26 protein-coding genes are annotated in these 24,954 nt (G+C 56.2%); 11 read left to right on the top strand and 15 right to left on the bottom strand.

The window, feature by feature from the left end; all coding sequences use genetic code 11:
• Positions 1-24 precede the first annotated feature (24 nt).
• The 5 genes from FJ145_04515 to FJ145_04495 form a co-directional block, all read right to left on the bottom strand.
• A complete protein-coding gene (locus FJ145_04515) occupies positions 25-1,035 on the bottom strand; it encodes an alpha/beta hydrolase (GenBank protein MBM4260690.1) in 1,011 nt (336 codons plus the stop codon).
• Between the two features lie 440 nt (positions 1,036-1,475).
• A complete protein-coding gene (locus tag FJ145_04510; GenBank protein MBM4260689.1) occupies positions 1,476-2,348 on the bottom strand; it encodes a hypothetical protein in 873 nt (290 codons plus the stop codon).
• A 46-nt stretch (positions 2,349-2,394) separates the two neighbouring features.
• Positions 2,395-3,441, bottom strand: coding sequence for a hypothetical protein (locus FJ145_04505; protein MBM4260688.1), 1,047 nt, complete (start codon positions 3,439-3,441; stop codon positions 2,395-2,397).
• A complete protein-coding gene (locus tag FJ145_04500; GenBank protein MBM4260687.1) occupies positions 3,438-4,367 on the bottom strand; it encodes an isocitrate lyase/PEP mutase family protein in 930 nt (309 codons plus the stop codon). Before FJ145_04500 ends, FJ145_04505 begins: the two co-directional genes overlap by 4 nt.
• Positions 4,364-5,548 (bottom strand): amidohydrolase, encoded by a 1,185-nt coding sequence (locus FJ145_04495; GenBank protein MBM4260686.1) that lies wholly within the window; start codon positions 5,546-5,548, stop codon positions 4,364-4,366. Before FJ145_04495 ends, FJ145_04500 begins: the two co-directional genes overlap by 4 nt.
• A 100-nt stretch (positions 5,549-5,648) precedes the next feature.
• Here FJ145_04495 and FJ145_04490 point away from each other — a divergent pair, with 100 nt between their 5' ends.
• From FJ145_04490 to FJ145_04480, 3 genes are all read left to right on the top strand, one after another.
• Positions 5,649-7,121: an aldehyde dehydrogenase gene (locus FJ145_04490; GenBank protein ID MBM4260685.1), complete on the top strand. Its 1,473-nt coding sequence runs from the start codon at positions 5,649-5,651 to the stop codon at positions 7,119-7,121.
• 68 nt (positions 7,122-7,189) lie between these two features.
• Positions 7,190-8,737 carry a benzoate-CoA ligase family protein gene (locus tag FJ145_04485; GenBank protein MBM4260684.1) on the top strand — a complete coding sequence of 516 codons (1,548 nt, stop codon included), beginning with the start codon at positions 7,190-7,192 and terminating at the stop codon, positions 8,735-8,737.
• A gap of 75 nt (positions 8,738-8,812) precedes the next feature.
• Entirely contained in the window at positions 8,813-9,523 is a 711-nt protein-coding gene (locus FJ145_04480; protein ID MBM4260683.1) for a class II aldolase/adducin family protein, read from the top strand.
• A gap of 91 nt (positions 9,524-9,614) precedes the next feature.
• Here the strand turns inward: FJ145_04480 and FJ145_04475 are convergent, their stop codons facing one another.
• On the bottom strand, positions 9,615-9,788 hold the full coding sequence (locus FJ145_04475; protein ID MBM4260682.1) for a hypothetical protein: 174 nt from the start codon (positions 9,786-9,788) through the stop codon (positions 9,615-9,617).
• 164 nt (positions 9,789-9,952) lie between these two features.
• On the opposite strand from FJ145_04475, the gene FJ145_04470 reads away from it, so the two are divergent.
• The 3 genes from FJ145_04470 (at position 9,953) to FJ145_04460 (ending at position 12,252) form a co-directional block, all read left to right on the top strand.
• Positions 9,953-10,918 (top strand): ABC transporter substrate-binding protein, encoded by a 966-nt coding sequence (locus FJ145_04470; GenBank protein MBM4260681.1) that lies wholly within the window; start codon positions 9,953-9,955, stop codon positions 10,916-10,918.
• Positions 10,919-11,001: 83 nt separating this feature from the next.
• Entirely contained in the window at positions 11,002-11,367 is a 366-nt protein-coding gene (locus FJ145_04465) for a hypothetical protein (GenBank protein MBM4260680.1), read from the top strand.
• 21 nt (positions 11,368-11,388) lie between these two features.
• Positions 11,389-12,252 (top strand): isocitrate lyase/PEP mutase family protein, encoded by an 864-nt coding sequence (locus FJ145_04460; GenBank protein ID MBM4260679.1) that lies wholly within the window; start codon positions 11,389-11,391, stop codon positions 12,250-12,252.
• Between the two features lie 60 nt (positions 12,253-12,312).
• On the opposite strand, the gene FJ145_04455 is transcribed toward FJ145_04460, so the two are convergent.
• Positions 12,313-13,419 carry a DNA polymerase III subunit beta gene (locus FJ145_04455; GenBank protein MBM4260678.1) on the bottom strand — a complete coding sequence of 369 codons (1,107 nt, stop codon included), beginning with the start codon at positions 13,417-13,419 and terminating at the stop codon, positions 12,313-12,315.
• A gap of 227 nt (positions 13,420-13,646) precedes the next feature.
• The gene (dnaA, locus tag FJ145_04450; protein MBM4260677.1) at positions 13,647-14,987 is read right to left on the bottom strand and encodes a chromosomal replication initiator protein DnaA; all 1,341 of its coding nucleotides are present in this window, start codon (positions 14,985-14,987) and stop codon (positions 13,647-13,649) included.
• Positions 14,988-15,350: 363 nt separating this feature from the next.
• On the opposite strand from dnaA, the gene hemL reads away from it, so the two are divergent.
• The 5 genes from hemL (at position 15,351) to FJ145_04425 (ending at position 18,529) form a co-directional block, all read left to right on the top strand.
• Complete coding sequence (gene hemL / locus FJ145_04445) at positions 15,351-16,643, top strand: glutamate-1-semialdehyde-2,1-aminomutase (protein ID MBM4260676.1); 1,293 nt, start codon at positions 15,351-15,353, stop codon at positions 16,641-16,643.
• A 34-nt stretch (positions 16,644-16,677) separates the two neighbouring features.
• Positions 16,678-16,965, top strand: coding sequence for an AtpZ/AtpI family protein (locus tag FJ145_04440; GenBank protein ID MBM4260675.1), 288 nt, complete (start codon positions 16,678-16,680; stop codon positions 16,963-16,965).
• Positions 16,928-17,305 carry a hypothetical protein gene (locus FJ145_04435; protein MBM4260674.1) on the top strand — a complete coding sequence of 126 codons (378 nt, stop codon included), beginning with the start codon at positions 16,928-16,930 and terminating at the stop codon, positions 17,303-17,305. Before FJ145_04440 ends, FJ145_04435 begins: the two co-directional genes overlap by 38 nt.
• 5 nt (positions 17,306-17,310) lie before the next feature.
• On the top strand, positions 17,311-18,114 hold the full coding sequence (gene atpB / locus FJ145_04430) for a F0F1 ATP synthase subunit A (protein MBM4260673.1): 804 nt from the start codon (positions 17,311-17,313) through the stop codon (positions 18,112-18,114).
• Positions 18,115-18,205: 91 nt separating this feature from the next.
• On the top strand, positions 18,206-18,529 hold the full coding sequence (locus FJ145_04425) for an ATP synthase F0 subunit C (protein ID MBM4260672.1): 324 nt from the start codon (positions 18,206-18,208) through the stop codon (positions 18,527-18,529).
• 64 nt (positions 18,530-18,593) lie between these two features.
• On the opposite strand, the gene FJ145_04420 is transcribed toward FJ145_04425, so the two are convergent.
• The 7 genes from FJ145_04420 to larB all read right to left on the bottom strand — a co-directional run bounded on the left by FJ145_04420 (position 18,594) and on the right by larB (position 24,934).
• Positions 18,594-19,058: a dCMP deaminase family protein gene (locus tag FJ145_04420; protein ID MBM4260671.1), complete on the bottom strand. Its 465-nt coding sequence runs from the start codon at positions 19,056-19,058 to the stop codon at positions 18,594-18,596.
• A gap of 21 nt (positions 19,059-19,079) precedes the next feature.
• Positions 19,080-19,856, bottom strand: coding sequence for an SAM-dependent chlorinase/fluorinase (locus FJ145_04415; GenBank protein MBM4260670.1), 777 nt, complete (start codon positions 19,854-19,856; stop codon positions 19,080-19,082).
• Positions 19,857-19,981: 125 nt separating this feature from the next.
• The gene (locus tag FJ145_04410) at positions 19,982-20,740 is read right to left on the bottom strand and encodes an aldo/keto reductase (GenBank protein ID MBM4260669.1); all 759 of its coding nucleotides are present in this window, start codon (positions 20,738-20,740) and stop codon (positions 19,982-19,984) included.
• A complete protein-coding gene (locus FJ145_04405) occupies positions 20,722-21,897 on the bottom strand; it encodes an FAD-dependent oxidoreductase (GenBank protein ID MBM4260668.1) in 1,176 nt (391 codons plus the stop codon). The genes FJ145_04410 and FJ145_04405 overlap by 19 nt, the downstream gene beginning before the upstream one ends.
• Before the next feature lie 87 nt (positions 21,898-21,984).
• Positions 21,985-23,385, bottom strand: a complete 1,401-nt coding sequence (locus FJ145_04400) for an HD domain-containing protein (protein ID MBM4260667.1) — start codon at positions 23,383-23,385, stop codon at positions 21,985-21,987.
• Between the two features lie 52 nt (positions 23,386-23,437).
• Positions 23,438-23,863 (bottom strand): archease, encoded by a 426-nt coding sequence (locus FJ145_04395; protein MBM4260666.1) that lies wholly within the window; start codon positions 23,861-23,863, stop codon positions 23,438-23,440.
• A gap of 321 nt (positions 23,864-24,184) precedes the next feature.
• Complete coding sequence (larB, locus tag FJ145_04390) at positions 24,185-24,934, bottom strand: nickel pincer cofactor biosynthesis protein LarB (protein MBM4260665.1); 750 nt, start codon at positions 24,932-24,934, stop codon at positions 24,185-24,187.
• Between the last annotated feature and the right edge of the window lie 20 nt (positions 24,935-24,954).

The following is a 24,954-nucleotide window of genomic DNA, read 5'->3' as shown; positions in this document are numbered from 1 at the left end:
ATCCCTGCCGCATTGGACTGCTGCTCAAAACCGTTTGTTGATCCAATCACGTACGTAGTCGTAGTGGTTCTTGACGCTGTTGCCATACTGACCCGGCGTGGTTTCACAAGGTCTGCAAGGCGTCTGCCCGTGCTCGGCGCCTTCGATGACCACGTAATCTTTGTCCTTGGCGCCGGATAGCTCGTAGTGAATCTCATTGTCGCGGATGAAATAGTGCCCGCCCATCGCCGTGATTAGCGTCGGCACAGTGATCTGCGGCAGGTGGCACGGCGGCGAATTGTTGCTCGAACAGTGATCAATGCCGTCCATGGAGTCGGTCCCCCGCACCGCGTTGGCGCTCAGGAACGACTTGACGGTTAACAACCGCGTGCCGTTTTCAAATTGCGCATTTTGCTGCGCCGATCGTAAATTCGGCACGCGCACGCTCTTGACGATTTCAGTAATGACTGTGCCGTCGTTCTTGATCAGCTTTTGCGGCTTTGCTGTCGTCGCGTGAACGCCCGGATCGAGCTGCATCAGCCGCGCGTTTTCGCCGCGCACGATTAGAAAAGCGTCATCGTCGGGATACATGTACTTGCCGTCTTTCATCTGCCGCTGCATAGCCAGCGCTTTCTCGATCAACCGGTTCATGCGCTCGGCCTGGGCGCGGAAGTATTTCTTTTTGAATTCCTCAGAATAGGTCGACGGCCCTTTGGGGTTGTAACCATTTTTGGGATTGTACAGATCGAGGTCGGGATTGAGCAGATCGGGCCGACTCTCGTCGGTGACCGCCGGATTCAAGCTGCGAATGCCGTTCACGGGGTTGCCAGGATGAGCATCGACAAGAATCAGACCGTCCGCTTTCGGCAGACCGGCGAGGTCATCACCGCATTGGACCAGCTTCTTCGGCCCTTGGCAGACCGATACGCCGTTTTCAGCGACGTTCTGATAAAAGGTCGTTGTCGGTCCGCCGCCGCTGAATCCCCAGAGAAGTATTTTCGTAACACCCGGCTGTTTCTTGAGAAACTCCATGCCGGCCTTGACGTCGAGAGGCATGGTCTCTCCCAGCGCACCAGCGCCTCGTTGTTGTCCGAGCGCGGGTTCATGCACAGCACGAGGAAACCGCGCTGCGATAACTCGGTGCAGGCGAGCGTGTTCATAAAATTCGACGCGCGGTGAATGACAAGTATCGCCACATGCGGTGGCTTTTGTGGCGCGTCCGGCGCATAGAGCGCGCCCTTGACCGCGCTCGGCACGCCGGCAAAGCGGATGTAGCGTGGGTTGCTTTGGGCGAAGGCGGCCTGTGCTACGATGGCAAACAAAAACGTTGTAAGAACTACAGGAAAAATATCCTTCGGCGGTTTCATCTTTTCTCCTTCTAAAATAGCTTGCTTAGGTTCCGCGGAGTCACAGCTCCTTCCCCCGCCCCGGGGGAAGGAGTTCCGAGAGACACATCTGCGTAGGTTGGGTTAGCGCAGCGTAACCCAACACTTCCCTCAGCTCACCAAACCGTCGTTGTAGAAACTCTTCGGCACAAAGTTGAAAAAATGCCCCGTGCCTTCGATGATGCGCTGCGAGTGCGGCGTCCCGGCCGGGATGTTTACGCCCATCGGGCTTTCAACGACGATTTTGTCGTCGCGGATTTGAAATTCGATCTTTAATCCCGTCAGCTCGGGTCCGTTGCCGATCGCGATATGCTGCGTGTCGCAGTTGTGCGTGTGCATCTCGACATAGTTCGCTTGCGTCGGTTGCACGTTCTGCACACTGCGCACGACGGTGTAAAATCCCGCTTCCGGTTTTAACTTGCCGTCGACAAAAACGTAGCGCACCCCCGGCGCTGCGTCGGTGTGATATTTGATCTCTGTGGTCGCCCGCGCTTCGGGGGCAAAAATATAGCTGGCGTATTTGGCGAAATCGCGCTCGCCCTTGGCGAGATCAAACGGTTTATCTTCGTGGGTATAGCCGCGGTTACGAAACAACACGGTCACGGTGCCGGCTCCCTTCGTGACTTTGTATTCGTGTCCCGCGCCCGTGGGAATATAAACACACGCCGGCGAAACGATCTTGTGCACCTTGCCTTCGAAAATGATTTGTCCTTCCAGGCCAGTGAGATCGGGATTGTTGCCGATGAAGTAATAAAATTCATCCGTGTTGTGGCAGTGCGGCACCTGATAATCGGGAACCGGCGATGGCAAATCCTTGGCCTCGTGAATGGCCACGTAAATATCCGCGTCGGGATACGAATCGCGGTTGATAAAAATATGCCGCTTGACTGGCATCGCGGCCAATTGCCTCAACGGCCGTTTCTCTTCATGCTTGCCGCCGAGCACGCCGGGGCGTGCCTTTACTATGTATTTCGAAAAATCCATGAAACTCTCCTAACCTATTGTCTGTTGCCTGCTGCCTCTTGCCTTCTTAAGACTCACCCATGACTTTTTTCATGCGCTCCACGATATCCGCAGGCTGATTGATCACTTCCCTTGCCAAGGCTTCGAGCCGCTCGCCGCTCACCGGCGCGATTTCCCATTGGCGCTTTTTTGCTTCAGCGACAAACTCTGCGTCTTTGAGCATGTTCACATAGGCGTCGCGCAAAATCTTTACGCGGTCGGATGGAATCCCCGGCGTCGCCAAGATCGGCCGGCCAAAGGCACCGGGACCTAACACGACCCGCGCCAAGCGCTTTTTCGCATCGATACTCTTGTCGCTCTTCTCTTGATCCATCAGTTCCCAGATCGTCGGTGTGTCGGGCAAGCGATGGCTGCGTTTATCCCCGGTCTGAACCAGGAACCGGACAAAGCCGTTCTTCGCCCAAGTTTTTCCCGGCTCGCGGCCGAAAAAGGCACTGATCGTCGTGCCGCGGCAATGCACTTCGTTTTTCTCCACGGCGATATCGATGTCCGCCGCGCCCGGATAGCCGGTGACCATGTTAATCTTCACGCCGAATATCTCTTCGAGCAATTTTGGAATGTAAAATCCGGTGCTGCCAACCCCCGACGCGCCGCAGCGCGGCGCTTCGCTCGCCTTGCGCAAATCGAACAACGTCTTGTACGGCTGATCGGCACGCAGGAAAAACAGCTCGTCGTTTTCTTCCGGCGTGCCGATCCACGTGAACTTGGCCCAATCGAACTGCACTTCCTTGCGGCCCAAGAGCTGCGCGAAGTAGATCGGCGCGGTCACTGCGCCGAGGGTAAGTCCGTCCGGTTTGGCGACGCTGTATACATAGTTTGCCGCGGTGAGCGAACCACCTCCCGGCATGTTTTGCACAATGACTTCGGGCTTGCCCGGGATCTGCTTTGGCAGATGCTGTGCCACTGCCCGGGCGTAGAGATCACTCGCGGCTCCGGCCGACGCGCCGACGACGATTTTCATTTGCTTGCCGCGATAGAAATCGCTCTGGGCGCTGGCAAGCGACGCGCCTAAGAGAATGAAAGAAGTCACCAACGACAACAAGTACATATTCATGATCTCCGGCCACGCTTCGCTACATACTTCGCTTCAAGCTGACTCATTTCCGTCATACCCGTCGCATCCCACGGCAGCTTCGCGCCGCCGGTGAAAGGGGTCGCGCCATTTTTCTGCGCCAGCTCGTCCCAGGCGCGCACGTCTTTTTTCTTAAATTCTTGAAAGAACGACCATGCGGCGGTTTTGAGCACCTGGTCAGGTAAAAATGTGTACCACGCGGCGTTCAATCCAAGTTCTTTGTGCTCTGCCAAAGTCAACGCGCGCGGCAGTTGCCCTTTCATCGCCGAGAATGGGCCCTTAATCACTCGCCGCGCCCGTTTGATTTCGGCAACGGAGTGCGGCGACTCGAATTGCACCCAGTCGGCGCCGCCGGCGGTTTCGTAGAGCCGCAGCCGCTTTAGCAGCTCCGCCATGCCGCCATTGACGGCATTGCGCGCGTAGCACTGCGCCATGATGACAAAATTGCGATCGATTTCATTTTTTGCATCCACCGCGACGCGATAGCGCGTGACCGCGTCTTCGCGCGAGATGATCGAGATTCCCGCGGAGCCGGTGCGCCGTTTTTGATCGAGCGGTTGATCGTCCAAGCGCAGTCCGCCAAGGCCCGCCTCGATGCACTCGCGCACCAGGCGGCGTACCGCCATGATGCCGCCGTGGCCGGTGTCGCCGTCGAGGATAACGGGAATTTTCACCGCGCGGGCGATCCATTTGGCAAAGCCGACGCACTCGGGCAGCGAGAGAATGCCGAGATCCGGGAGCCCGGTATAGTTGCCACCCGTGATGCTGGTGCCGACGAAGCAGGCCTCGACGCCGTTGGCTTCCATGATCTTGCCATGAAAGGCATTGGGCGCACCCAAGATCGCCAGCACTTTGCCCCTGCGCGCGAGAAGTTTTCTGAGCTTCAATCCCTGGCTTGGCATGTTCATTCCGAGTAGCGCCGGTAATAGCGCAGCGCGTTGTCCCACATCAGTTTGCGCATATCGCTGTCTTTTAGCTTCCAGCCGAGCACGCTCTCCACCGACACCGGAAACCAGCTCTCACCGTGTGGATAGTCCGAGCCGAACATGAGCACATCGGGGCCGAGGAGATCGATCACGCCCTGGGTGATCGCCGCGCCTTCAGAAACCTCGATGCTCTGGAAATAGCGGCCGCCAGTCACATAGTCGCGAATCGTTTGCTTGAGCGGCGGCAACGCCTCGGGACAGAGCTTGGTGTGCTCTTCCAGGCGATTGACCCAGGCCGGTAGCCAACCGTGGCCTGCCTCCAACGTACCGACGCGGATGTTCGGGTAGCGGTCCATTATGCCAGCGCCGATGATCGACGCCATGTTGCGCTGACCGCACCAGGGGTGCGCCGCCGAGCGCTGCAGCCAGAGGTTGTCCCAAGAATCGAGCCCGCCCGGCGCGTAGGGTGGCATGACAGTGAAGGTGTGCAGCGCAATCGACAGATCGTAATCGGCCGCCGCTTGCCAGATTGGTTCCAGGTCGGGATGGTCGAGCGGAAATTGATAGGGTGCGTAGACAAACACAGCCAAAGGCCAGGACTCTTTGGCAGCGCGATGCAACTCCGCCAGGGAAGTTTTGATATCGCGCGCCGCCACCAGGATCACGCCTTTTAAGCGGCTTGGAAATTGCGCGCAATAGTCCGCCATCCAACGGTGATAGGCTTCGTAGACCGCGGTCTCAAGACTCACGTCGTCAATCGTCGTCCAACAGCCGAACCAACCCGACGGCAGCATGAGATTGACGTCGACGCCTTCGCGATCCATGTCTTCGATGCGCACGGCCGGGTCGCGCTCACATAGCGGGTTGGGCTTGCCGTGCTGGTGCCGTTTGTAGCCGCTCATGTATTCGTTTTTCTCTGGCGTCGCGTCCGCGGCCAAGCCCAGCCGCCGCTTGTAGGAGCGCTCGCCCATTAAATAAGTGACCGCGCCGTCTTTGTTTTTGGCGCGAAATTTTTCGTACTGGGCCAACTTGGCGCGCTCTGCAGCCGCCATGTGGGGCTCGAGCAAGTCGGCATCGGGGCGGACATGGGTATCGGCATCAAAGATTTTGTAGCCGTTTCGCGCCATTGGGAGTCTCCTTAAAGTACCGCAATCCCATAGCATAGCCAGGCTTCGTCGCAAAGCTTCGCGCCGCCGCAAATTCTTGACTTCCACCTATGAACATGATTTGTCTTGGAGTTCTGAAATCGAACGGAGGAAGCATATGGCACAAATGTTAATTGCCGGCGAGCAGGTCGATTCGGAAAGCAAAGAAACCACCAAGGTCAACAACCCTGCCACCGGAGAACTCGTCGACAGCGTTCCCAAAGGAACCATTAAAGATATTCAACGCGCCATCGACGCCGCTGCGGGCGCCCTGAAAAAATGGTCGCACATGGCGCCGTCCAAACGGGGCGCAGTTTTGTTGGCCGCCGGCCATACGATCCTCCAACAGGAGCGCGAGCTCGCGACTTTGCTGACCAAAGAGCAAGGCAAGCCGATGCGCGAGTCGATCCTGGAAATCCGCCGCTTCGTGCACACCTTGGATCATTACGGCGGCATGGCTAAAACCATGCGCACCAGCGCGGTGATGCTCGACACCGGCCGCCATGGCCTCGTGCTGCGCAAGCCCCTCGGCGTTTGCGGTTCCATCGTGCCGTGGAATTTTCCCGTGTCTCTAATGGGCAACAAGCTCGGTCCAGCGCTGCTGGCCGGCAACTGCGTAGTCGTCAAACCGGCCGGCACTACACCGCTCACCGATCTTGCGACCTGCTTGATCATCGACAAAGCCATCCAAGACGCTGGCGGTCCCAAAGGCGTGTTGAACGTCGTCACCGGCCCCGGCAGCGTCGTCGGTGAAGAATTACTCGTGAATCCGACCGTCCGAAAAATCGGCTTCACCGGCGCCACCGACACCGGCCGCCGCGTCATGCAGTCGGCAGCGAAAGATTTCAAACATGTCACCTTGGAACTGGGCGGCAGCGACCCGATGATCGTGTGCGACGATGCCGATCTCGATCGCGCCGTCAGCGCCGCCTCGGTCGGCCGTTTCTTTAACTGCGGCCAGGCCTGCTTGGCGGTGAAACGTTTGTACTTGTTCGACAGCATCGCCGACGAATTCATCGGCAAGCTCGCCGAGAAAGCCAAGAAGATCAGCGTCGGCAACGGTTTGGGTAAAGGCGTCCTCATGGGCCCGCTGCATACCAAAGAACAGCGCCAAGAAGTCGAAGAGCAAGTCGAAGACGCCGTGAAGCGCGGCGGCAAGATCGTCGCCGGTGGCCAACGGCCTACGGGCGGTGAGTACGACAAAGGCTTCTACTATCAGCCGACCCTGGTCGCCGATGTCGACCCGGCCTCGCGCATGATCCAAGAAGAGGTCTTCGGCCCGGCACTACCGATCGTGCGTGTGAAAAACCTGGAACAGGCCATCGAGCAAGCCAACGGCTCGATCTTCGGTTTGGGCTCCTCGATCTGGACCCGCGACATCAATCGGGCGATGTATGGCGCCGAGAACATCGAAGCCGGCTACACCTGGGTCAACTCCGCCCAGATCATCTACGACGAGCTGCCCTTCGGCGGCGTCAAACAGAGCGGTCTCGGCAAGGAACACGGCGACGAAGCGATCGAGCACTACACCGATTCCAAGTCGGTGGTCATCGCCACCGACGTCGAAGGCGAGATCATCGGCGGCGAATAGGCGCCTGCGGCGCCATTCCAAATTACAGATTCAAGATTCCAGATAATTTGGAATCTGAAATCATTAGGATGAACGTCGATTTACCCGACATCTACAACGCCGCCACGACCTTTGTTGATGAAAACATCAAACAGGGGCGTGGCGGCAAAGTCGCCATCTACTACCAAGACCAGAAGATCACCTATCAACAAGTTTTTGCCAACGTTAACCGCACCGGCAATGCGCTGAAAGATCTTGGCATCGAGATCGAAAACCGCGTGCTGGTGATTCTGCCGGATTCGCCGGAATTTGCTTACACCTTCTTCGGCGCCATCAAGATCGGCGCCGTCGCCGTGCCGACCAATCCTTGGATGTTCGCCAAGGATTACGAATATCTGATCAACGACAGCCGCGCTCGCGCCATTGTCGTGCACGAGTCGACGCTGCCTGAGATCGAGAAGATCTGGGACAACACGCCATTCTTAAAACACATCGTCGTCGTCGGCACGCCCATGGGTAAGGCGCTATCGTATGAGAAGCTGATCGCCCAAAGCTCGGACAAGCTCGAAGCCGCGAAGACCACCAAAGACGATGTCTGCTTCTGGGGCTATACGTCCGGCAGCACCGGCAGCCCGAAGGGTGCCGTGCACCTGCAGCACGACATGATCAACATCAGCGATCTGTTTGTGAAGCCAGTGTTGAGCATGAACGAGAACGACCTGTGCTTTTCGGCATCAAAGATGTTTTTCTCCTACGGCTTGGGGAATTCTTTGTACTTCCCCTTCCGCTTCGGTGCTTCGACAGTACTTTGGCCGGAAAAGCCCGATCCGGAAAAAATTCTTCAGGTCATCGACAAGTATAAACCGACCTTCTTTTTTTCAGTACCAACGCTGTTTGCCAGGTTTCTCCGCATCAAAAAAAAATACGACATGAGCTCGCTGCGCATCTGCCTGTCCTCCGGCGAACCGCTGCCGCCGGCTCTATTCCACCAATGGAAAGAAAAAACCGGCTTGGAATTACTCGACGTCGTCGGCTCCACCGAAGCGACCCACGATTTCTTGGCCAACCGACCGGGCCGAGCCAAAGCCGGCAGCAGCGGCGAAGTGACGCCAGCCTTCGAAGCCAAGATCGTCGACGACGACGGTCGCGAAGTCCCGGTGGGTGAAACCGGCAACTTGCTGGTCAAAGGCGACGCCAACGCGGTTTATTATTGGAACAAACACGAGCAGACCAAACGCATGATGCAGGGCGAGTGGCTCAAGACCGGCGACACCTACTACCGAGATGCCGAGGGCTACTATTGGTACTGCGGCCGCTCCGACGACATGATGAAGGTCGGCGGCCTGTGGGTCTCGCCGATTGAAATTGAAAACATCTTGATGGAACATCCGGCAGTTTTGGAGTCCGGCGTCATCGGCGACACCGACTCCGACGGCCTGCTCAAGCCGAAAGCTTTCGTGCTGCTCAAGAGCGAGTTTAAAGCCAGCGACCAGTTGCGCATTGAATTGCAAAACCACGTCAAAGCGAAACTCCAGCCCTATAAGTATCCGCGTTGGGTTGAGTTCGTCGACGACCTGCCGAAGACGGTTACAGGTAAGATTCAGAGATTCCGCTTAAGAAGCAAAAGCTCAGGATAGAGGATAGAAGATGGAGGATAGCATTCGATCCTCAATCCTCGATCTTCTATCCTCGACTCGCACTAGGGAGAAACCATGGCCAACAAAGCCAATACAATCAAAGAACTCAAAGAAAAACTCGCTTACTCGTGCAACATCCTCGCCAACGAGGGTCACTGGGACAACATTCTCGGCCACGTCTCGGTTCGCATACCCGGTGAGAAAAAGATTCTCATGAAGCCGCATAGCTTCGGCTTCGAAGAAATCCGCCCGCAGCATATCATCGTCGTCGACATGGAAGACGGCAAAAAACTCGAAGGCAAATACGAGCGCCACTCGGAAGTTTTCATTCACACCGAGATCATGCTGGCGCGGCCGGATGTCAACTGCGTGGTGCATTCGCATCCGCCCTACGCGACGGCGTTCGGCTCGCTTCGCCAGCGGTTGCGCCCCGTCAGTCACGAGGGCAGCATCTTTCACGACGGCCTGCCGTTGTTCGATCTCACAACCCAACTCATTCGCACCAAGGAGTTAGGTGTGGAAGTGGCAAAAAGCCTCGGCAGCTGTCGCGGTGTGCTGATGAAGAACCACGGCTCAACCGTCGTGGGCCCGACCATCGAGGTCGCGACGCTCTACGCGATTTTCTTGGAGAAGGCGGCGCGCATCCAACTTATCGCCACCGCCTCCGGCGAGCCGTCCTGGAGCAGCGACGAAGAAGCGGTGCTCAAGTACGAGCAGATCTACACACCGCATCGTCTAGGATCGATGTGGGATTATTTCGTACGGCGCGCGAAAAAACTTCGCTAGTAGAACGTTGGGTTACGCTTCGCTAACCCATCTACGCCGATATGGGATTCGCAGGGGCGACCGGTTGGTCGCCCTTTCTTATTTCGCGCCCTTAAAAAACCCCTGCTTCTCTAGCTCTGCGACAAACCGCAAGATTTGCGCCATCCATGTAGGAAAAGGCGATCTCGCCAGCGAGGATCGCTTGGATACCCCGCGAGCTCGACGCGATGTGCAGCAGCTCTACATCCAAGCCGTGCTTCTTAAATAGCCCTGCTTGCTCGGCCAGCCCCTAGCAGGAGGGCTATCAGCAATGCGATCTTGAGCGACGATTTGTTCATCCCGACTCCTTCAGTTGTGCGCTACGCACGAAGTCGCGAAGTCGCAAGGTAGCAATTCAAACTGTGAAATCAACTGGTTGGCAACATTCGACGGGCGTGCTAATTAGGCCCCATGAGCAAAAAAATCCACCTCACCCTGGCCACCGGCGACTATGAGAGCATCCGTGCTTTGAAGGAAGGTACGGTCCAACCGGACGGCATCGAGCTGACGGTCCTGACGGACATGAATTCCGACGTGCGCCACTGGCGCATGCTGCGCAACAACGAGTTTGACGTCGCCGAGCTATCGATGTCGAATTATTTGATGGCAAAATACACTGGCCAGCCCTACACGGCGATACCGGTTTTTCTCCACCGCCGATTCCGCCACGGTTTCATATTCTTAAACGCCAACAAAGGCATCACCAAACCGACGGACCTCATCGGCAAAAAAGTCGGCCTGCGAAACTTTCAAGCCACTGCCAACCTGTGGATTCGCGGCATCCTCGAACACGAGCACGGCGTGCCGCACCGCAGCTTGGACTGGTACAAACAGGATGACGAAGAGGTCGACTGGACACCGCCGGCGGACTTAAAAATCCAGCGTATCCCGAAGGGAAAGAGCATTGAAAAAATGCTCGTCGAGGGCGAAATCGACGCGCTGGTTCATCCCGAATTGATCCAGCCCATTCTCGACAAAGACGAACGGGTGACCCGACTTTTTCCCAATTATCGTGAACTGGAGATGGACTATTACAAGCGCACCGGCTTTTTCCCGATCATGCACACCACCGCGATCCGTCAGGAAGTCGTCGACAAATATCCCTGGGTACCGGTAAACTTAATGCAAGCCTTCGAAGCGTCAAAAAAAGCCGCCTACAGGCGCATGGAAAACCCGCGCATCGTGCCGCTCGCCTGGTTCCGCTCGTTTCTTGAAGAGCAGGAGGAAATCCTCGGCCCGGATCCATGGGTTTATGGCCTGGGCGACGTCAATCGGCGCGCGCTGGATACTTTGATGCAATACTCCCAGGAACAGGGTCTGATCGGTCGAAAAATGGCCTTAGCAGAGCTTTTCGTGCAGACCGAAGCGCATTCGTAATTGAACTTGCGCTCCTATTAGCGTAGATTGCCACATTTCTAATCGACAATTCCTAGTGCTCGTGCCGCAAGGAGGAAGAGACTATGTTCGGAAAAGGCGTCCATCAGGAAGAAGAACTTTTGTTGCGCGACATTATTCGGAGCATCAACAAGAAAATCGACTATTCGGCGCGCGAGGGCGAGGGGTCGCAATTTACTTTGCACATGAGTCTGCGCGGCCATGAAGGCGACGTCGTGCTCGATCTCGAGGACCTCAGCGCAGCCAAAGAAGATCGGATCAAAAAACATCAAGTGTGGCAAAAAATTAAAGCCCGCTATGACCATCTAGACTCTTCCCGCTACGGCGCCGATGTCTTGGGCTTGCGTTCGGCAAAGCTGCTCCGTTCTGCACCAAAGCCTGAGCCCATGCCGAGCCGCTCGCCCAATCGCGGCGGCAGACCGCGCCGTTAGGCGAACCAACTTGGAGAGGTTATGGGCAAAGGGAACCTCATTCGCCAGTCTTTAGAAACTAAAGGCCAGCTCATCATGCCAGGCGTCTATGACGCCCTGAGCGCCAAGATCGCAGCCCGCGCCGGTTTTGAAGTCATCTTCATCACCGGCTACAGCCTATCGGCGACGCTCCTCGGCGAACCTGACTTTGGTCTCCTTACCCAGACCGAGGTGGTGGCAGCCGCACAGCGGATTTGTTCTGTTGTCGAAACCCCGGTCATTGTCGACGCCGATACCGGCTACGGCAACGCCATCAATGTCATCCGCACAGTGCAAGATCTCACCCGCGCCGGTGCCGCCGGCATGTTTCTTGAAGATCAGGTCTGGCCAAAACGCTGCGGCCACATGAAGGGCAAGCAGGTTATTCCAATCGACGAACAGTTGAAAAAGCTCAAAGCCGCCGTCGAAGCCAAAGGCGACAGCGATTTCTTCATCGTTGCGCGCACCGACGCGCGCCAGGCGCTCGGCTTAAAAGACACGATCGATCGTGGCATCGCTTTCAAAAGCGCTGGTGCCGATGCAGTTTTCATCGAAGCGCCAGAATCGAAGGAAGAAATGCGCGAGATTGCAGGCCAGGTGCCCGGCCCGCTGGTGGCCAACATGCTGGAACGCGGCGTAACCCCGCTGATGGGTCCCAATGAGCTGAAAGATTTGGGCTTTGAGCTAATCGTCTGGCCGCTGGCGCCACTCTATTCAGTGGCGAAATCGTTGACCGAAGTTTACACCACCCTGCGGCGCGACGGCTCGACGTTGGCGATCTTGGATCGCCTGATGGCCTTTGACGATTTTAATGCGATCGTCGGATTAAATGAAAAATACGCTCTCGATGCGAAATATAAAAGCTAGCAGATGTCTTCTTTGAGATCTGAAATTTGAAATCTGAGATTCCGAACCGCAAAGCGCGGATCACAGTCGCATCGGCATCAAAACGTAAAGATAACCTTGATGGATCGCTTTGCGGATCACGCTAGGGCTAAGCTCGTCTTTCAACTCGATATCGACATCGCCGTCGCCGCCTAAAACCGCCAAGACATCGAGTAAATAACGCGCATTAAAGCCGATCGAGATCTCTTTCCCTTTATAATCGGCTTCTATTTCCTCCACGGCTTCGCCCAAGTCCGGGTTGCTCGCCGACAAAGAAACCTTGTCCTCCGAAAACTCCATCTTGATGCCCTTATAACGCTCGTTGGAAAGAATCGATACCCGCCGTAGCGCCTGCAGCAGCTCGCTGTGCTCAACTTTCGCGATGTTGGGGTTGCCCTGCGGAATGACTTTGGTGTAGTCGGGGAAGTCGCCATCAATCAGCCGCATGAATAGCTCGACGCGGTCTTTGCCAACCAGAGCCATATTCTCCTGAAAACCGATGGAGACAACGCCTTCGTCGCTGTCTTCCATGAGCTTTTTCAGCTCCGCCAATCCCTTACGCGGTAGTATGAGGCCTTTGGTGATGCCCAACGAGCCAATATCGCACTCTTCGTAAGCCAATCGATGTCCGTCGGTGGCGACCATTCTGGCCTTACCGTCTTGCCCCTGTTCAATGAAAACGCCGTTCAGACTGTAACGCGTTTCATCTGTGGAAACCGAAAAAATTGTCCGTTCGATCATGCCGCGCAGGGTTGCCGCCGGTACTGTTGCCAACGTTTTGGAATCGAAGGAAGGAAATTGCGGAAACTCTTTCGCGTCCATGCCGACGATTTTGAACACCGATTTGCCGCTGCGAATTTCGACCCAATCATTTTCCAACCGCTTGATTTGCACCTGGTCGTTGGGTACCTCGCGAATAATCTCGTAGAGTTTCTTAGCGTTAACCGTGACAGTGCCTTCTTTGCTCACCGTGCCTTCAACACCGCCGCGTACACCCACTTCGAGATCAGTGGCTGTCAATCGCACTTCACCCTTATGTGCCTCGATTAACACGTTGGCTAAGATCGGCATTGTGTTGCGTCGCTCGACAATGCTCTGGGTCCAATAAAGTGTGGTAAGAAGATCGCCCCGCTTAGCCTTGAATTCCATATCGCTCACTCCCCTCCTATTACCTCTCTATATAAGAATTGAATAAGAAGTTGTAGTAGGGGCTGTTAATAAGGCACGAACCCAATAAACACTGAGTCATTCAAAAGAGTTAGCTTGTGATCAATTAAGTGGTTGATTACCGGTTTTACCGGCCCATGTAAATTACCCAAACTCTTGTCCACAACTATCCACAGTCATGCAGTGGATAATCACAGCTTATTAACAATCTATTTCTTTAGAGTGCGCTCAAGCTTTTCGATGGTGATCTGCATCTGCGGGTCGTCTTTGATGCGCTGCTCGATGGTTTTGGATGCGTGGATCACGGTGGAGTGGTCGCGCCCGCCGAATTTGGCGCCGATGGCAGGAAAAGAGGTATCGGTGTGTTTGCGGCAGAGATACATTGCAACTTGCCGTGGCAGCGCGATGTTTTGCGTTCTTCGTTTAGCTTTCAATTCGCCGATTTTGACGTTGTAATAATCGCAGATCGCCTTTTGAATCCCTTCGACCGTCACTTCCGGCCGTGCATCTCTCAAGATATTGCGCAGCACCTCTTTGGCCAGGTCAATGGTGAGCGCGGCCTTCGTCATCGATGAGAAAGCCGATAACCGAGTGAGGCCGCCTTCGAGCTCGCGGACATTTGAGCTGATGTTGCTGGCGAGAAAAATGCCGATCTCCTGTGGCAGTTGGACATTGAGTTCGACGGCTTTCTTTTGCAAGATCGCAATCCGGGTCTCCACGTCAGGAGGTTGAATGTCAGCGATCAAACCCCACTCGAAGCGGTTGCGTAGCCGATCTTCCAGGCCGGGGATTTCCTTGGGAAATTTATCCGACGTCAAAACGATTTGCTTATGGGCATCGTAAAGAGAGTTAAAGGTGTGAAAGAACTCTTCTTGGGTACGTTCCTTACCGGCGATGAACTGAACGTCGTCGAGAATCAAAACATCGACATTACGAAACTTTGTTTTGAATTCGTCCATCTTGTCGCGCCTGAGCGAGCCAATCAGCTCATTCATGAACGACTCTGAGCTCAGGTAGAGAACCTTCAGTTGGCCATTGTGATTGGCTGCTTGATTGCCAATGGCATTGACGAGGTGGGTCTTGCCCAGGCCAACGCCGCCATAGATAAAGAGCGGGTTATAATGGAGCCCAGGCTTGTTCGCTACTGCAAGCGAAGCCGCATGGGCAAACTGGTTGCTTGCGCCGACAACGAAACTATCGAACGTATAACGGGCCGAAAGATTGTTAACTCGATGCGGCGTTTGCACAGGTGGCTTTTCGCGATCCTCTTTGCGCAGTGTCCGTTCACTAGCGATTTGCTTCTCGACGGTCTCCGGATCAATTTCAAAAGTGACCGCAGTAGTTTGGCCGCAGAGAGTGCCAATCACTTCTTCGATCTGTGCGAGGAAATGCTCGGTGATCCAGTCGCGATGGAGCTTGCTAGGAACCGCAATTCGTAATTCAGTTTTATTGAGTGAAACGAAAGAGGTAGGTCTGATCCATGTATCGAAGCTTTGCTTCCCAAGTTTCTCTTTCAGCTTAGCCAGCGCTTGTTGCCACAACTCAACCATAGCTTCTTACCGATCGAGTGAAAATAAGTAAAAAGTTATCCACAACGTTATCCACAGTTGTGGACAACCACTCATTGGACTTCCTGTTGCTGAAACCTGGGGCGAGTCATCACATGCCAGAGGCACGGCCTAGGGGCGTGGCTTTCAGCGAGAGACGCCGTGCTGGCAAGGAACTGAAAAAAAAACCGCCGGAAATTTTTCATTGTACTCGCGCATTGGAGCAAAAATATTTTTTCCAGAGCGATTCGGAGACCGTTTAATAAACCTTTTCAAAATTGTTTGCAAGAAAAAAATTTAGAAAAAAAATCTGGGTAGTTTCAACAACCTTGACACACACAGAGCGCGATGTTACGAGACCGACGCATGACAACATCAGCGGCAAAAAAATTATTTGCGCGCGCGGCAAAAAAAATTCCGGGCGGCGTGAACAGTCCGGTGCGCGCATGGAAAGCGGTGGGCGACACGCCGAAGTTCATTGCCCGCGGCGAGGGCGCCTACCTCTTCGATGCCGATGGAAGAAAGTATATCGACTACGTCGGCTCTTGGGGGCCGTTGATTCTTGGCCATGCTCGTCGCGAGGTTCTTGCTGCGATTCATCGAGCGGCGAACAATGGCACGACATTCGGCGCACCGACGCGACTCGAGGTTGAGCTCGCGGAGCGCATCACTCAGGTCGTGCCCTCGATTCAGAAAGTACGCTTGGTCAGCTCGGGTACCGAAGCGACTATGAGCGCGTTGCGCCTAGCGCGGGCTTTCACGAAGCGTTCTAAGATCGTCAAGTTTGACGGTTGCTACCACGGCCACTCTGACGGACTGTTAGTGAAAAGTGGTTCGGGCGTTGCAACTTTAGGCCTGCCTGATAGTCCCGGAGTTCCTGAAAGCTTCGCGCGCGAGACTTTAGTCGCACGTTTCAATGATATTTCTTCCGTTGAAGCACTCTTTCAAAAGCAGGGTCATGATATTGCGGCTGTGATCGTGGAGCCAATCTGCGGCAATATGGGTGTGATACTGCCGCAATCCAAATTTCTCGGCCACTTGCGCGGTATAACGCGCCGACACCAAGCACTCCTAATATTTGATGAAGTTATCACCGGATTCCGGGTTGCACTGGGCGGCGCGCAAAAGCTCTACAATGTAAGGCCAGATCTGACTTGTTTGGGAAAAATTCTCGGCGGCGGTCTGCCGCTTGCCGCCTTTGGCGGGCAACGCGAAGTGATGGATCTTTTGGCGCCACAAGGGCCAGTTTACCAAGCTGGTACGCTATCGGGGAATCCGGTAGCCGTGGCTGCCGGACTCGAGACTCTGCGACTGCTGTCGCAGCGCGGCGTTTATGAACAACTCGAACGCACGGCACAACAGCTCGAACTTGGCTATCGGCAAGTGATCGCCTCTCACAAACTGCGCGCTGCCATCAATCGGGTCGGTTCCATGATGACGATTTTCTTTGGTGTTGACTCGGTCACCGATGTCGACCAGGCCCGGCAAGCCCATCGCGAGAAATTCGCTACCTATTTCCATAGCATGCTGCGCCGCGGCATCTATTTACCACCGGCGCAGTTTGAGGCCGCGTTCGTTTCACTAGCGCACCGCAAAGCCGACATCGATAGAACCATCACGGCGTTTTCCGCTTGGGCCAAGGCGCAATCCCGAGGTTGAACCCCGCCGCCCTTCATGTTAGAAGCTAGCGAACGTGGAGAAGATTGGGGGCCGCCCCAATAACCGGCACAACAGCCAAGCTCCCTTCCTACGCAGAGCGGGTTTATATCTAGGAGTCGCCTTCGAGTTACCGGGCACCATCGTTGGAGGCCTGGCGGTGGGCTACTTCCTGGATCAATATTTCGGAACCTCGCCCTGGTTGTTAATCGCGCTAACCGTGGTCGCTTTCGTCGGAGCGTTTTTTCGGCTAGTGCAGTGGGTAAAGTTTTTTGAGCGCCAACGGGATGGAAGCAGCCGCGAAGAAGACGATTCTCCGAATTGAGCTGTGGCACGGTCTGCTGTTGGTCGCCCTGCTCGCGGCTTTGGGGCCGAGAAAAGTGGTCGAACCGACCGCTCTGCTTGCCGGCGGCTTGTTTATGGCGATCAATTTTGGCCTCCTCAGCTTCGGTGTCGCCTGGGTGCTGACACCGTTGGCCAATAATGGCCGAGTGAAGTTGGGCATCGGGCTCTTGGTCTTGAAGATCGTGCTGTTTATCGGGCTGCTGACGACGGTCTTCTTTAAATTTAGCTTCGATGCGATTTCTTTTTCGTTAGGATTTTCGACTTTGTTGCTAGCGATTCTTTTCGAAACCGTGCGACTCAAGATCAAAGCGGGAATTTAACTCAAATGGAACACGGCTTTTCCTGGTACTCGCTGCTGCCCGAAGGCTTGCAGCATTTAATCGGCGATCACACGTTTTTCGCCATCGTGACAGCGTTGCTGGTTCTTCTATTCGCCCTCAAGGCGCGCGGCGCTCTATCGAGCGCCAAAGACCCGGTTATTCCCGCGGCCGAATTGGGCTCGCGCAACATCGCCGAGCTCCTGGTGCAATTGGTCGTCAGCCAGAGCGATGCGATTATCGGCAAAGCGGGCCGCAAGTACGTGCCGTTTTTCGCGACCTTTTTTTTCTTCATTCTCTTCAGCAATTTGCTCGGTCTTGTCCCCGGATTCCTGCCGCCCACCGGCAACCTAAACACGACGCTCGGTTTGGCGATTTGCTCGTTCGTCGGCTACAACGTCATTGGCGTGCGTGAGCAGGGCGGCGCCTATTTCAAACATTTCGTCGGCCCGATGACGAGCTTGCCCGGCAAGGGCGCCGCCAAGTTAGCTTTTCTCCCGGTTCTGCTGATCTCGGTGGCTTTCTTCTTCATTCTCGAAGCCTTCTCGCACGGCTTTCGGCCCGTGTCCCTCGCGCTTCGTCTCTTTGGCAACATGATGGGCGATCACGAAGTGATCGGCGCCTTCATCGGCCTGACGAAATTGGTCGTGCCGGTGGCGTTTTACATCATGGGCACCTTGGTTTGCGTGATTCAGGCCTTCGTCTTTACCTTGCTCAGCATGATCTACGTCGCGTTGGCGATCAGCCACGGTGACCACGAAGAGGGGCATGGCCACGAAAGCGCCCATGACGCGCACGCCGCGCACCATTAAAAATCGAGATTATCAATCAAGCGATGGATGCCGCTGAGGAGAGGATGAGGCAGAGGAGTGGCAGGCTGGATTCGCTGGAAAGGAGATAGCCATGAGAAAGCTGTTTGCAGTCTTAGGCGGTTTGTTCGTCAGCCTGCTTAGCGCAGGCGTGGCAATGGCCGCCGAAGGTGCCGCCGCCGGCGATTCCAATCGCGCGGTTGCGATCGCGATCTCGGCGGGTATCGCCGTCGCCATCGCCGCTTTCGGGGCCGCCTTAGGGCAAGGCCGTGTCGGTGCCGCCGCGATGGAAAGCATCGGCCGCAACCCAAATGCCGCCGACAAGCTGTTCTTGCCGTTGGTGTTGACCCTGGCGTTGTTGGAAGCGTTGGCGCTTTACGGCTTCGTTATCGCGATCATTTTAACCGGCAAGATCTAAGCCGGTAAGACAATCGCTTACGACAAAAAGGGATGGGGAGATTTCCTCATCCCTTTTTTAATTTCTACTTTTCCGGCAAACCCACCGCATGGAGCTTCACCTGAGTATAGCTCAGCAATTCGTCGAGGGTGTGCAGCTTGTAGGGCTTTAGATAATAAATTTCTTTGATGCCGGTGTTCACCAAGACCTTGAGGCAGTGAATGCAGGGCGTGTGGGTTATATAGATGGCCGCGTCTTTGATATTCGAGCCGTTCTTAGCGGCCTGGGCGATGGCGTTCATTTCCGCGTGAATCGTGCGAAAGCAGTTTTGCTCGGTATCGCCATTGGGCGTCTTCGATTCATAGATCAGGCAGCCGACATCGAGGCAGTGCGGCATGCCCGCCGGCGCGCCGTTGTAACCGGTGGCAAGAATGTTCTTGTCGCGCACGATCACCGCGCCGACTTTGGCGCGGGTGCAGGTCGACCGCTCCGCCACCTGCTGCGTGATGATCATGAAATATTGGTCCCAAGTTGGCCGCTGCTCGCTCATCGGTAGCCTCCCGGCACTTTGCTAAGCGGAAACTTTCACGTAAACCCGGTCGCCTAGAGCGGCGCCAGTTTGCCGTTGTGCATCGCCATGATTGACGGCGATCTCCAAAAGTCCCCAGCTGTTTACTAGCGCAGTGCAGGCCCCGCTGGCAACCGCAGCGTAATTGGACGAGAGCCCGCTAATGGTCGTTGCGCCTAGGCGAACTTCCAGTGTGTGTTTGCCCGTCAAGTCTGCGGCTTCAATGTTGGTGAACAGGTTGCCGAAACCGTCGATGTAAATGATCTCGCCGATTAGCTCGTTTGGTTGCTTTCGCACCGCGGGCAAATCAATGCGCACGAAACTCGACAGTGTTTCACCAAAGGCGTCCGCCGGCACACCCAGCGCCAAATGCGCCGATACCGGCGCAAAGATATCCCGGCCGTGAAACGTGGTGCTGGTTGGCTTTAAGTGAAAATCGTCCTGCGACAAATGCACGCTGCGCCCGATTTCCCGCCCGGCCAGAGCTAAACTCCAAAGTCCGTTGTCCGGTCCGATGAAGAAATCGCCGCCTGCTTCGATGACGATCGGCTTGCGCGCGCCGCCGACACCGGGATCGACCACCCCAACATGCACCGCCGGACGAGAAAAATATTGGACTGAGTGGCGCAGGATCAGCGCAGCGGCGAGCACATCTTGCGCCGGCACGCCGTGAGTCAAATCGACAATCGTCGCGTGCGGATTGATGCCGTAGATCACACCCTTCATGATGCCGACGAACGAATCGGTGTAGCCGAAGTCGGTGGTCAGGGTGATGATCATTTGCTCTCGGCTAGCAGGCTGCTGAAAAACTCTTCGGAGCCCTTCGATCGGAGGTTGAAATCGTTGGCAAGCGTCCGTTCATGCTGAGCTTGTCGACGCATTCTTACAAGTTTTCCGCAGGCTTGCTAGAGCTTCTCCGCGACTGCCACGGCTTGGCGCAGGTGCTGCGGCGTAATCGTGCCCAATACCAGCGCATCGATAAATGGTTGGCGCAGGACAAACTCAATAGCTGCTTCTGGCGCCAGCGCACCGCTGGCCAGGCCTTTGATTGCCAGAATACCTAGCCCAGCTTCATGGGCCTTTGCCAAAGCAGGCTCTAGTGCTGAATCGCTCTGGCTGAAAGGCGCCATCACGATATCGAGAGAGCGGCAGGCCTCGACGACACCGGCTGCGGTTTTTGCCGAGATGCCAACGGCGCGGGCCTTGCCGGCTTGCTTGGCGCGCTGCAACGCCGCCAGCGCGTCGGTCTCGGTGAGGATCTGTAGGTCTTGGCCGTTGGAGTGCAGCAACAAGATGTCGACACGATCGGTGCCCAATCGGCGCAAGCTCAAATCCAGCGAGCGCTCGATCGCTGCCCCAGAGAAGTCCCAGGTCGAGCGGCCGTTTTCATAGCTCTCGCCGCATTTGGTGCACAGCACAAAACGGTCACGGCGACCGGCGAGAAACTTTCCGAGACGCGCTTCGCTGCTGCCGTAGGCCGGTGCGGTGTCGATCAGATTGATGCCGGCTGCGAGACAGGCGTCGAGCAGCGCTTGCACCTGTTCGTCACTGGGCAAATCGAAAGGCCTTGGATATTTTACGTCTGTATTGCGCCCGAGCTTGGTCGTGCCCAAGGCGATCGGGCTGACGGATAAACCCGTGCGGCCTAGTCGGCGCGGTGCCATTCACACTCCTCCCACGGATAGCGCGCTACATTCGGCGCTGACCACTTGAGGGCGGCAATTTCATCGCAAGGGCTCGGCTCTCCCAATTCCTCGCGCGCCAGTTGGAAGACTTCTTCGGCTAACACGGGCGCCATCGTCAGCTTGGTCGGCCAAGCGGCGATGATCTTGGGCGCGACGCGACTGACGTGCACGCCGCTTGGCCGCCGCTGGTCGGCGGTGCGTGCTTCAGCGCGCACGGCGCGATACATGGCGATTGCGCAGTCGGCGAAATCGAGGCCAGGGAGCCAGCGGCGAATCTCGCGCAGGCCGATACGCCGCGCCTGCGCTGGGTCGTCGACATCGGCGAGCCGCTCGGCGATCTCGCCGCCCACTTGCCAAATACCTGGCGCCGGCGTCGTGATTGTCAGCTGGGTCTTGCCGCCGACAATGCAGTGGCCGTGAAGCTCCGGCAGTTTGCCGCTGAGCAATATCATTCCTAGCGGCCGGCGCTGCATTAAATCCTGCTGGATCCCTGCTTTCCGGAGCAGCTCAGCATTGCCGGCGCCGGCGGCAAAAACCATAGTTGCGGGCGCCAATCTCGTCGCGCCTACTTCAACGTCGCCGGAATCGAATCGCAGCGTCGCCGGTTCGTAAAGAACGATATTGTTATGCTGGCGGCGGCTAAGGGCTTGCAACAATGTTCCGGTCGAAATGACCGGCTCGGCGAGCGCATAGACGGCGACGGCCGAATCGCGCAGCGCCGGGGGCCACGAGTCTGCCGCAACTTTCACCGGCGGTGTCGCCAACAGCCCGGTTTTGGCCAGCACCGGAACGAATCCCCACGACTGCACTTTGGCCATCGTCGAACCGCGCGGCAGCCAGAGATAGCAGGACTCCGACAGCAATTGTGTGCCGGCGAGATTTGGCTCCTCGCTTCCAGCGAAACAGCGGCGCCAAAAGCCGGGCATCTCTTTGATGGCACGCACGGCCGCGAAATCGCGCACACCGCGCAGAGCGTACTTGCCGCCGCCGTGAATGATGCCCTGAGCTTGAATCGTCTGCCCGCAGCCGAGTGCCTGCGATTCCAAAAGCAGCGCGGAATAACCGGCGCGCCGAAACCGGTCCAGGCACCAAAGGCCGGCCACGCCGCCGCCGAAGATGAGAACCTCCAGGCGCATTCTAAGAATTCCGAACTACAGATGCCATATTCCAGAATCAAATTAGTTTGAAACCAGGAGTTTGCAACAATTAGCGAGGCGATGTCGCTAGACGCTAGTTTTTACTTCCGGTGCTTGCCCTTTGAGCGCGTTTTCGGCGACTTCGGCGAGCAGTTGATCATGGTCATGGTCGAGCGAAAAGACGCGCAGTTGAACGACTTTGGAAGGAATGAACTCAAACAGTTCGGCGAGGGATTCTTTGGCGATCTCACCGGTGGACGGGTCGTAGATATGGATTTGTTTCTTGCCCATGGCGAACGGATTTTCCGGGCGCGGGTCCTGGGTGGCTATATCGACGCGGAATACCAAATCGCGCAGCGCCGGTGGCAATGCCGCGCGGATGCGCTTTTCCCAGTCGATGTCTTCGATCAGGGTCATACCGTAATGAAGTTCGTTGAGCGACAACGTGCGATCGTAGGCCATCTTCCAACGGACTTCGCGGTGGAGAACGGTTTCCCATTCCTTGGCTAAATTTTCTAGTTCGTTGCGCCGGCGCCAGCGCGAGACCTCTTCGAGCAGCGACCAATCGGTCAGATACAAATAATCATCCATGTGATCGAGCGGATTGCCGGGGAACAGAACCTTCATGGTCTCGGGGAAAATCTCGCGCAGGTGCAAGTCGATGGCGCGGGTCGTGCGGTGGTAGTAGACGTTGGTGTAGAGATAGAGCCGGGCGTTCAAAAACATCGTGAGCGCGCTGTTGCCAGCCTTGTGCACGGTCAGCCCCTTGGAAGTAAAGAAAGTGTAATAGATCAACCGGTCGCGATCGATGGGACCCACCGAAACGCCGCACATGTAAGAGTCGCGCGAGACATAGTCGAGATTGTCGAAAGTAAAAATGCCGCCGGTGAGCGGCTGGAGAAAGCGCACCCATTTGGGCTTGCGATGATCCTCGCCACCGGTTTTTTTGATTGGATAGGCGATATCTTCGGGGCGCAGCTCTTCACCCGCTGCGAAGGGGCCGCTCGGGCTGCGGCGCAGCTTGCGGATGATGTCGCCCAGGTGGTCTTGAATGATGCGCTGGCCGATGTCCTCGTGGGTGAGACCGTAGTTGTGAAGAAAATTGTCATCGAAAAAATGGCCGAAGGGGCCGTGGCCGATATCGTGCAGCAGCCCGGTGACGCGCATATACTCTTCGATGTAGTTCGCCGAAGGACAGTCATCGCCCAGCACTTTGCGCAGCGAGGGATAGAGATGTTTGCCGAACTCGCCGGCTAGATGCATGGCGCCCAGAGAATGCTGAAAGCGGCTATGTTCAGCCGAGGGAAAAACCCAGCGGGCGCTTTGTAGCTGGTAAATATAACGCAGCCGCTGCACCCAAGCGGAATCGATCAGGGCTTTTTCGGTGATCTCGGCTTTTTGTACCGGTACTGTGAATTGGATGTAGCGGTGAATCGGGTCGGCGATCAGCGCGGTGCCGTCGTAGTCGCTATCAATGGGCAGGGCCATGGGCTCGCTTCGCTCGCAATCTCAGATCGCAAAATTCAGATTTCAAAGTTAATTAGAATTCAAAGACTAGCTGGGCGATCCACTGATTGCCGGTTTTTTCCATGCGGCCGTGTTGGTAGGCCACCGCGGCGATTTCCTGCTTGATCTCGTGGCGATCGGGGTCGATTTTCTCGCCGCAGACTTCGGCTTTGACGATTTTGTCTTTCACCTCGCTGATGTGAAATTCTTTGAGCAGATAGCCGCTGCCTTGGAAGAGATAGAGCAGCTCGCGCATCCAATTGATCATTAGATCGTCGCGGTCGTTGCCTTCAACCTCCAACGGCAGCTTCTCCTTGATTTCGATGGTGCCGAAGTCGGTCAACACATCGAAGAGCGCGAACGCGGAATTGCCAAAAAGATCCGCTTGGGAATTTCCCGTGACGCGCACGGCCAGTTCGGATTGTCGCTTGGTGATACGGTAGCTCTTTTGCTCTGCCATGGTCAATTTGCCTTTGCGGTCGTGCGAGGTTTCATCGGTTCGCGCACAGCGCCGACCAACGATGCGATGCCCCTAAGATCGTCATCGAGTTTGTTTCTAATTTTTGGAAGTTCGTAACGGCGTACACAGGTGAGGATATCAATAGAGTTGGTTAGTCTTAGATATCGGCTTGGCCGCGTGTTCTCTTTAGAGCTGACCCGATAATCTAATCCCATTCAGTGGTGCCGGTATAGTCGCTAACATCTACCCAGTAGCTCTTCTGCCAATGCGTGGTTTCCCCTACTTGTCGGCCGCAGTGAAAGCCGTGCATCTAACCCCGCTTTATAGCCGGTTTATAAGGCTCGCCGCAAACCCTGCACCGAAGCCATTATCGATGTTGACCACGGTCACGCCGGCCGCGCAGGAGTTGAGCATTCCGAGCAGCGCCGCCAGGCCATTGAAGCTGGCGCCGTAACCGACGCTGGTCGGCACCGCAATGACCGGCTTGGCGATCAAGCCGGCGACGACGCTGGGCAGGGCGCCTTCCATGCCCGCGACAACAATCAGCACCGCGGCGCCATCGAGCCGGGCGCGATTTTCCAACAAGCGGTGAATGCCGGCGACACCGACGTCGTAGAGCCGCTCCACCTTGTTGCCCATCATGGTCGCTGTTACGACCGCTTCTTCTCCGACCGCAATGTCGGAGGTGCCGGCGCAGACGACCAACACGGTTCCCTTGCCGATAGTACGAATCGGCCCGCCGGTCCAGGTAAGCGCCTGTGCAGCAGTATGATAGGTCAATCCGCCGACAGCCCTTTTGACCGCGGCCGCTTTCTCCGGTGCCACCCGGGTGACCAAAACATTGGTTCTGCGCCGGCGCATCGCTTTGACGATGGCGCTGATATCCTTGGCGCTCTTGCCCTGGCCCAGCACCACTTCAGGAAAGCCGCGCCGCAGCGCTCGATGATGATCAATCTTGGCAAAGCCAAGATCTTCATAGGGCAAGTCGCGCAGCTGCTCTAATGCTTGAGCGACGCTGGTCTTGCGCTGGCGCACTCCCTCTAACAGCCGTTGTAAGCGCTCAACATCCATTGGCAAAACACATCAGCCGC

The organism is Deltaproteobacteria bacterium (assembly GCA_016874755.1).
Lineage (GTDB): Bacteria > Desulfobacterota > Binatia > UBA9968 > UBA9968 > DP-20.
This window is presented reverse-complemented; position numbering and strand designations above follow the sequence as displayed.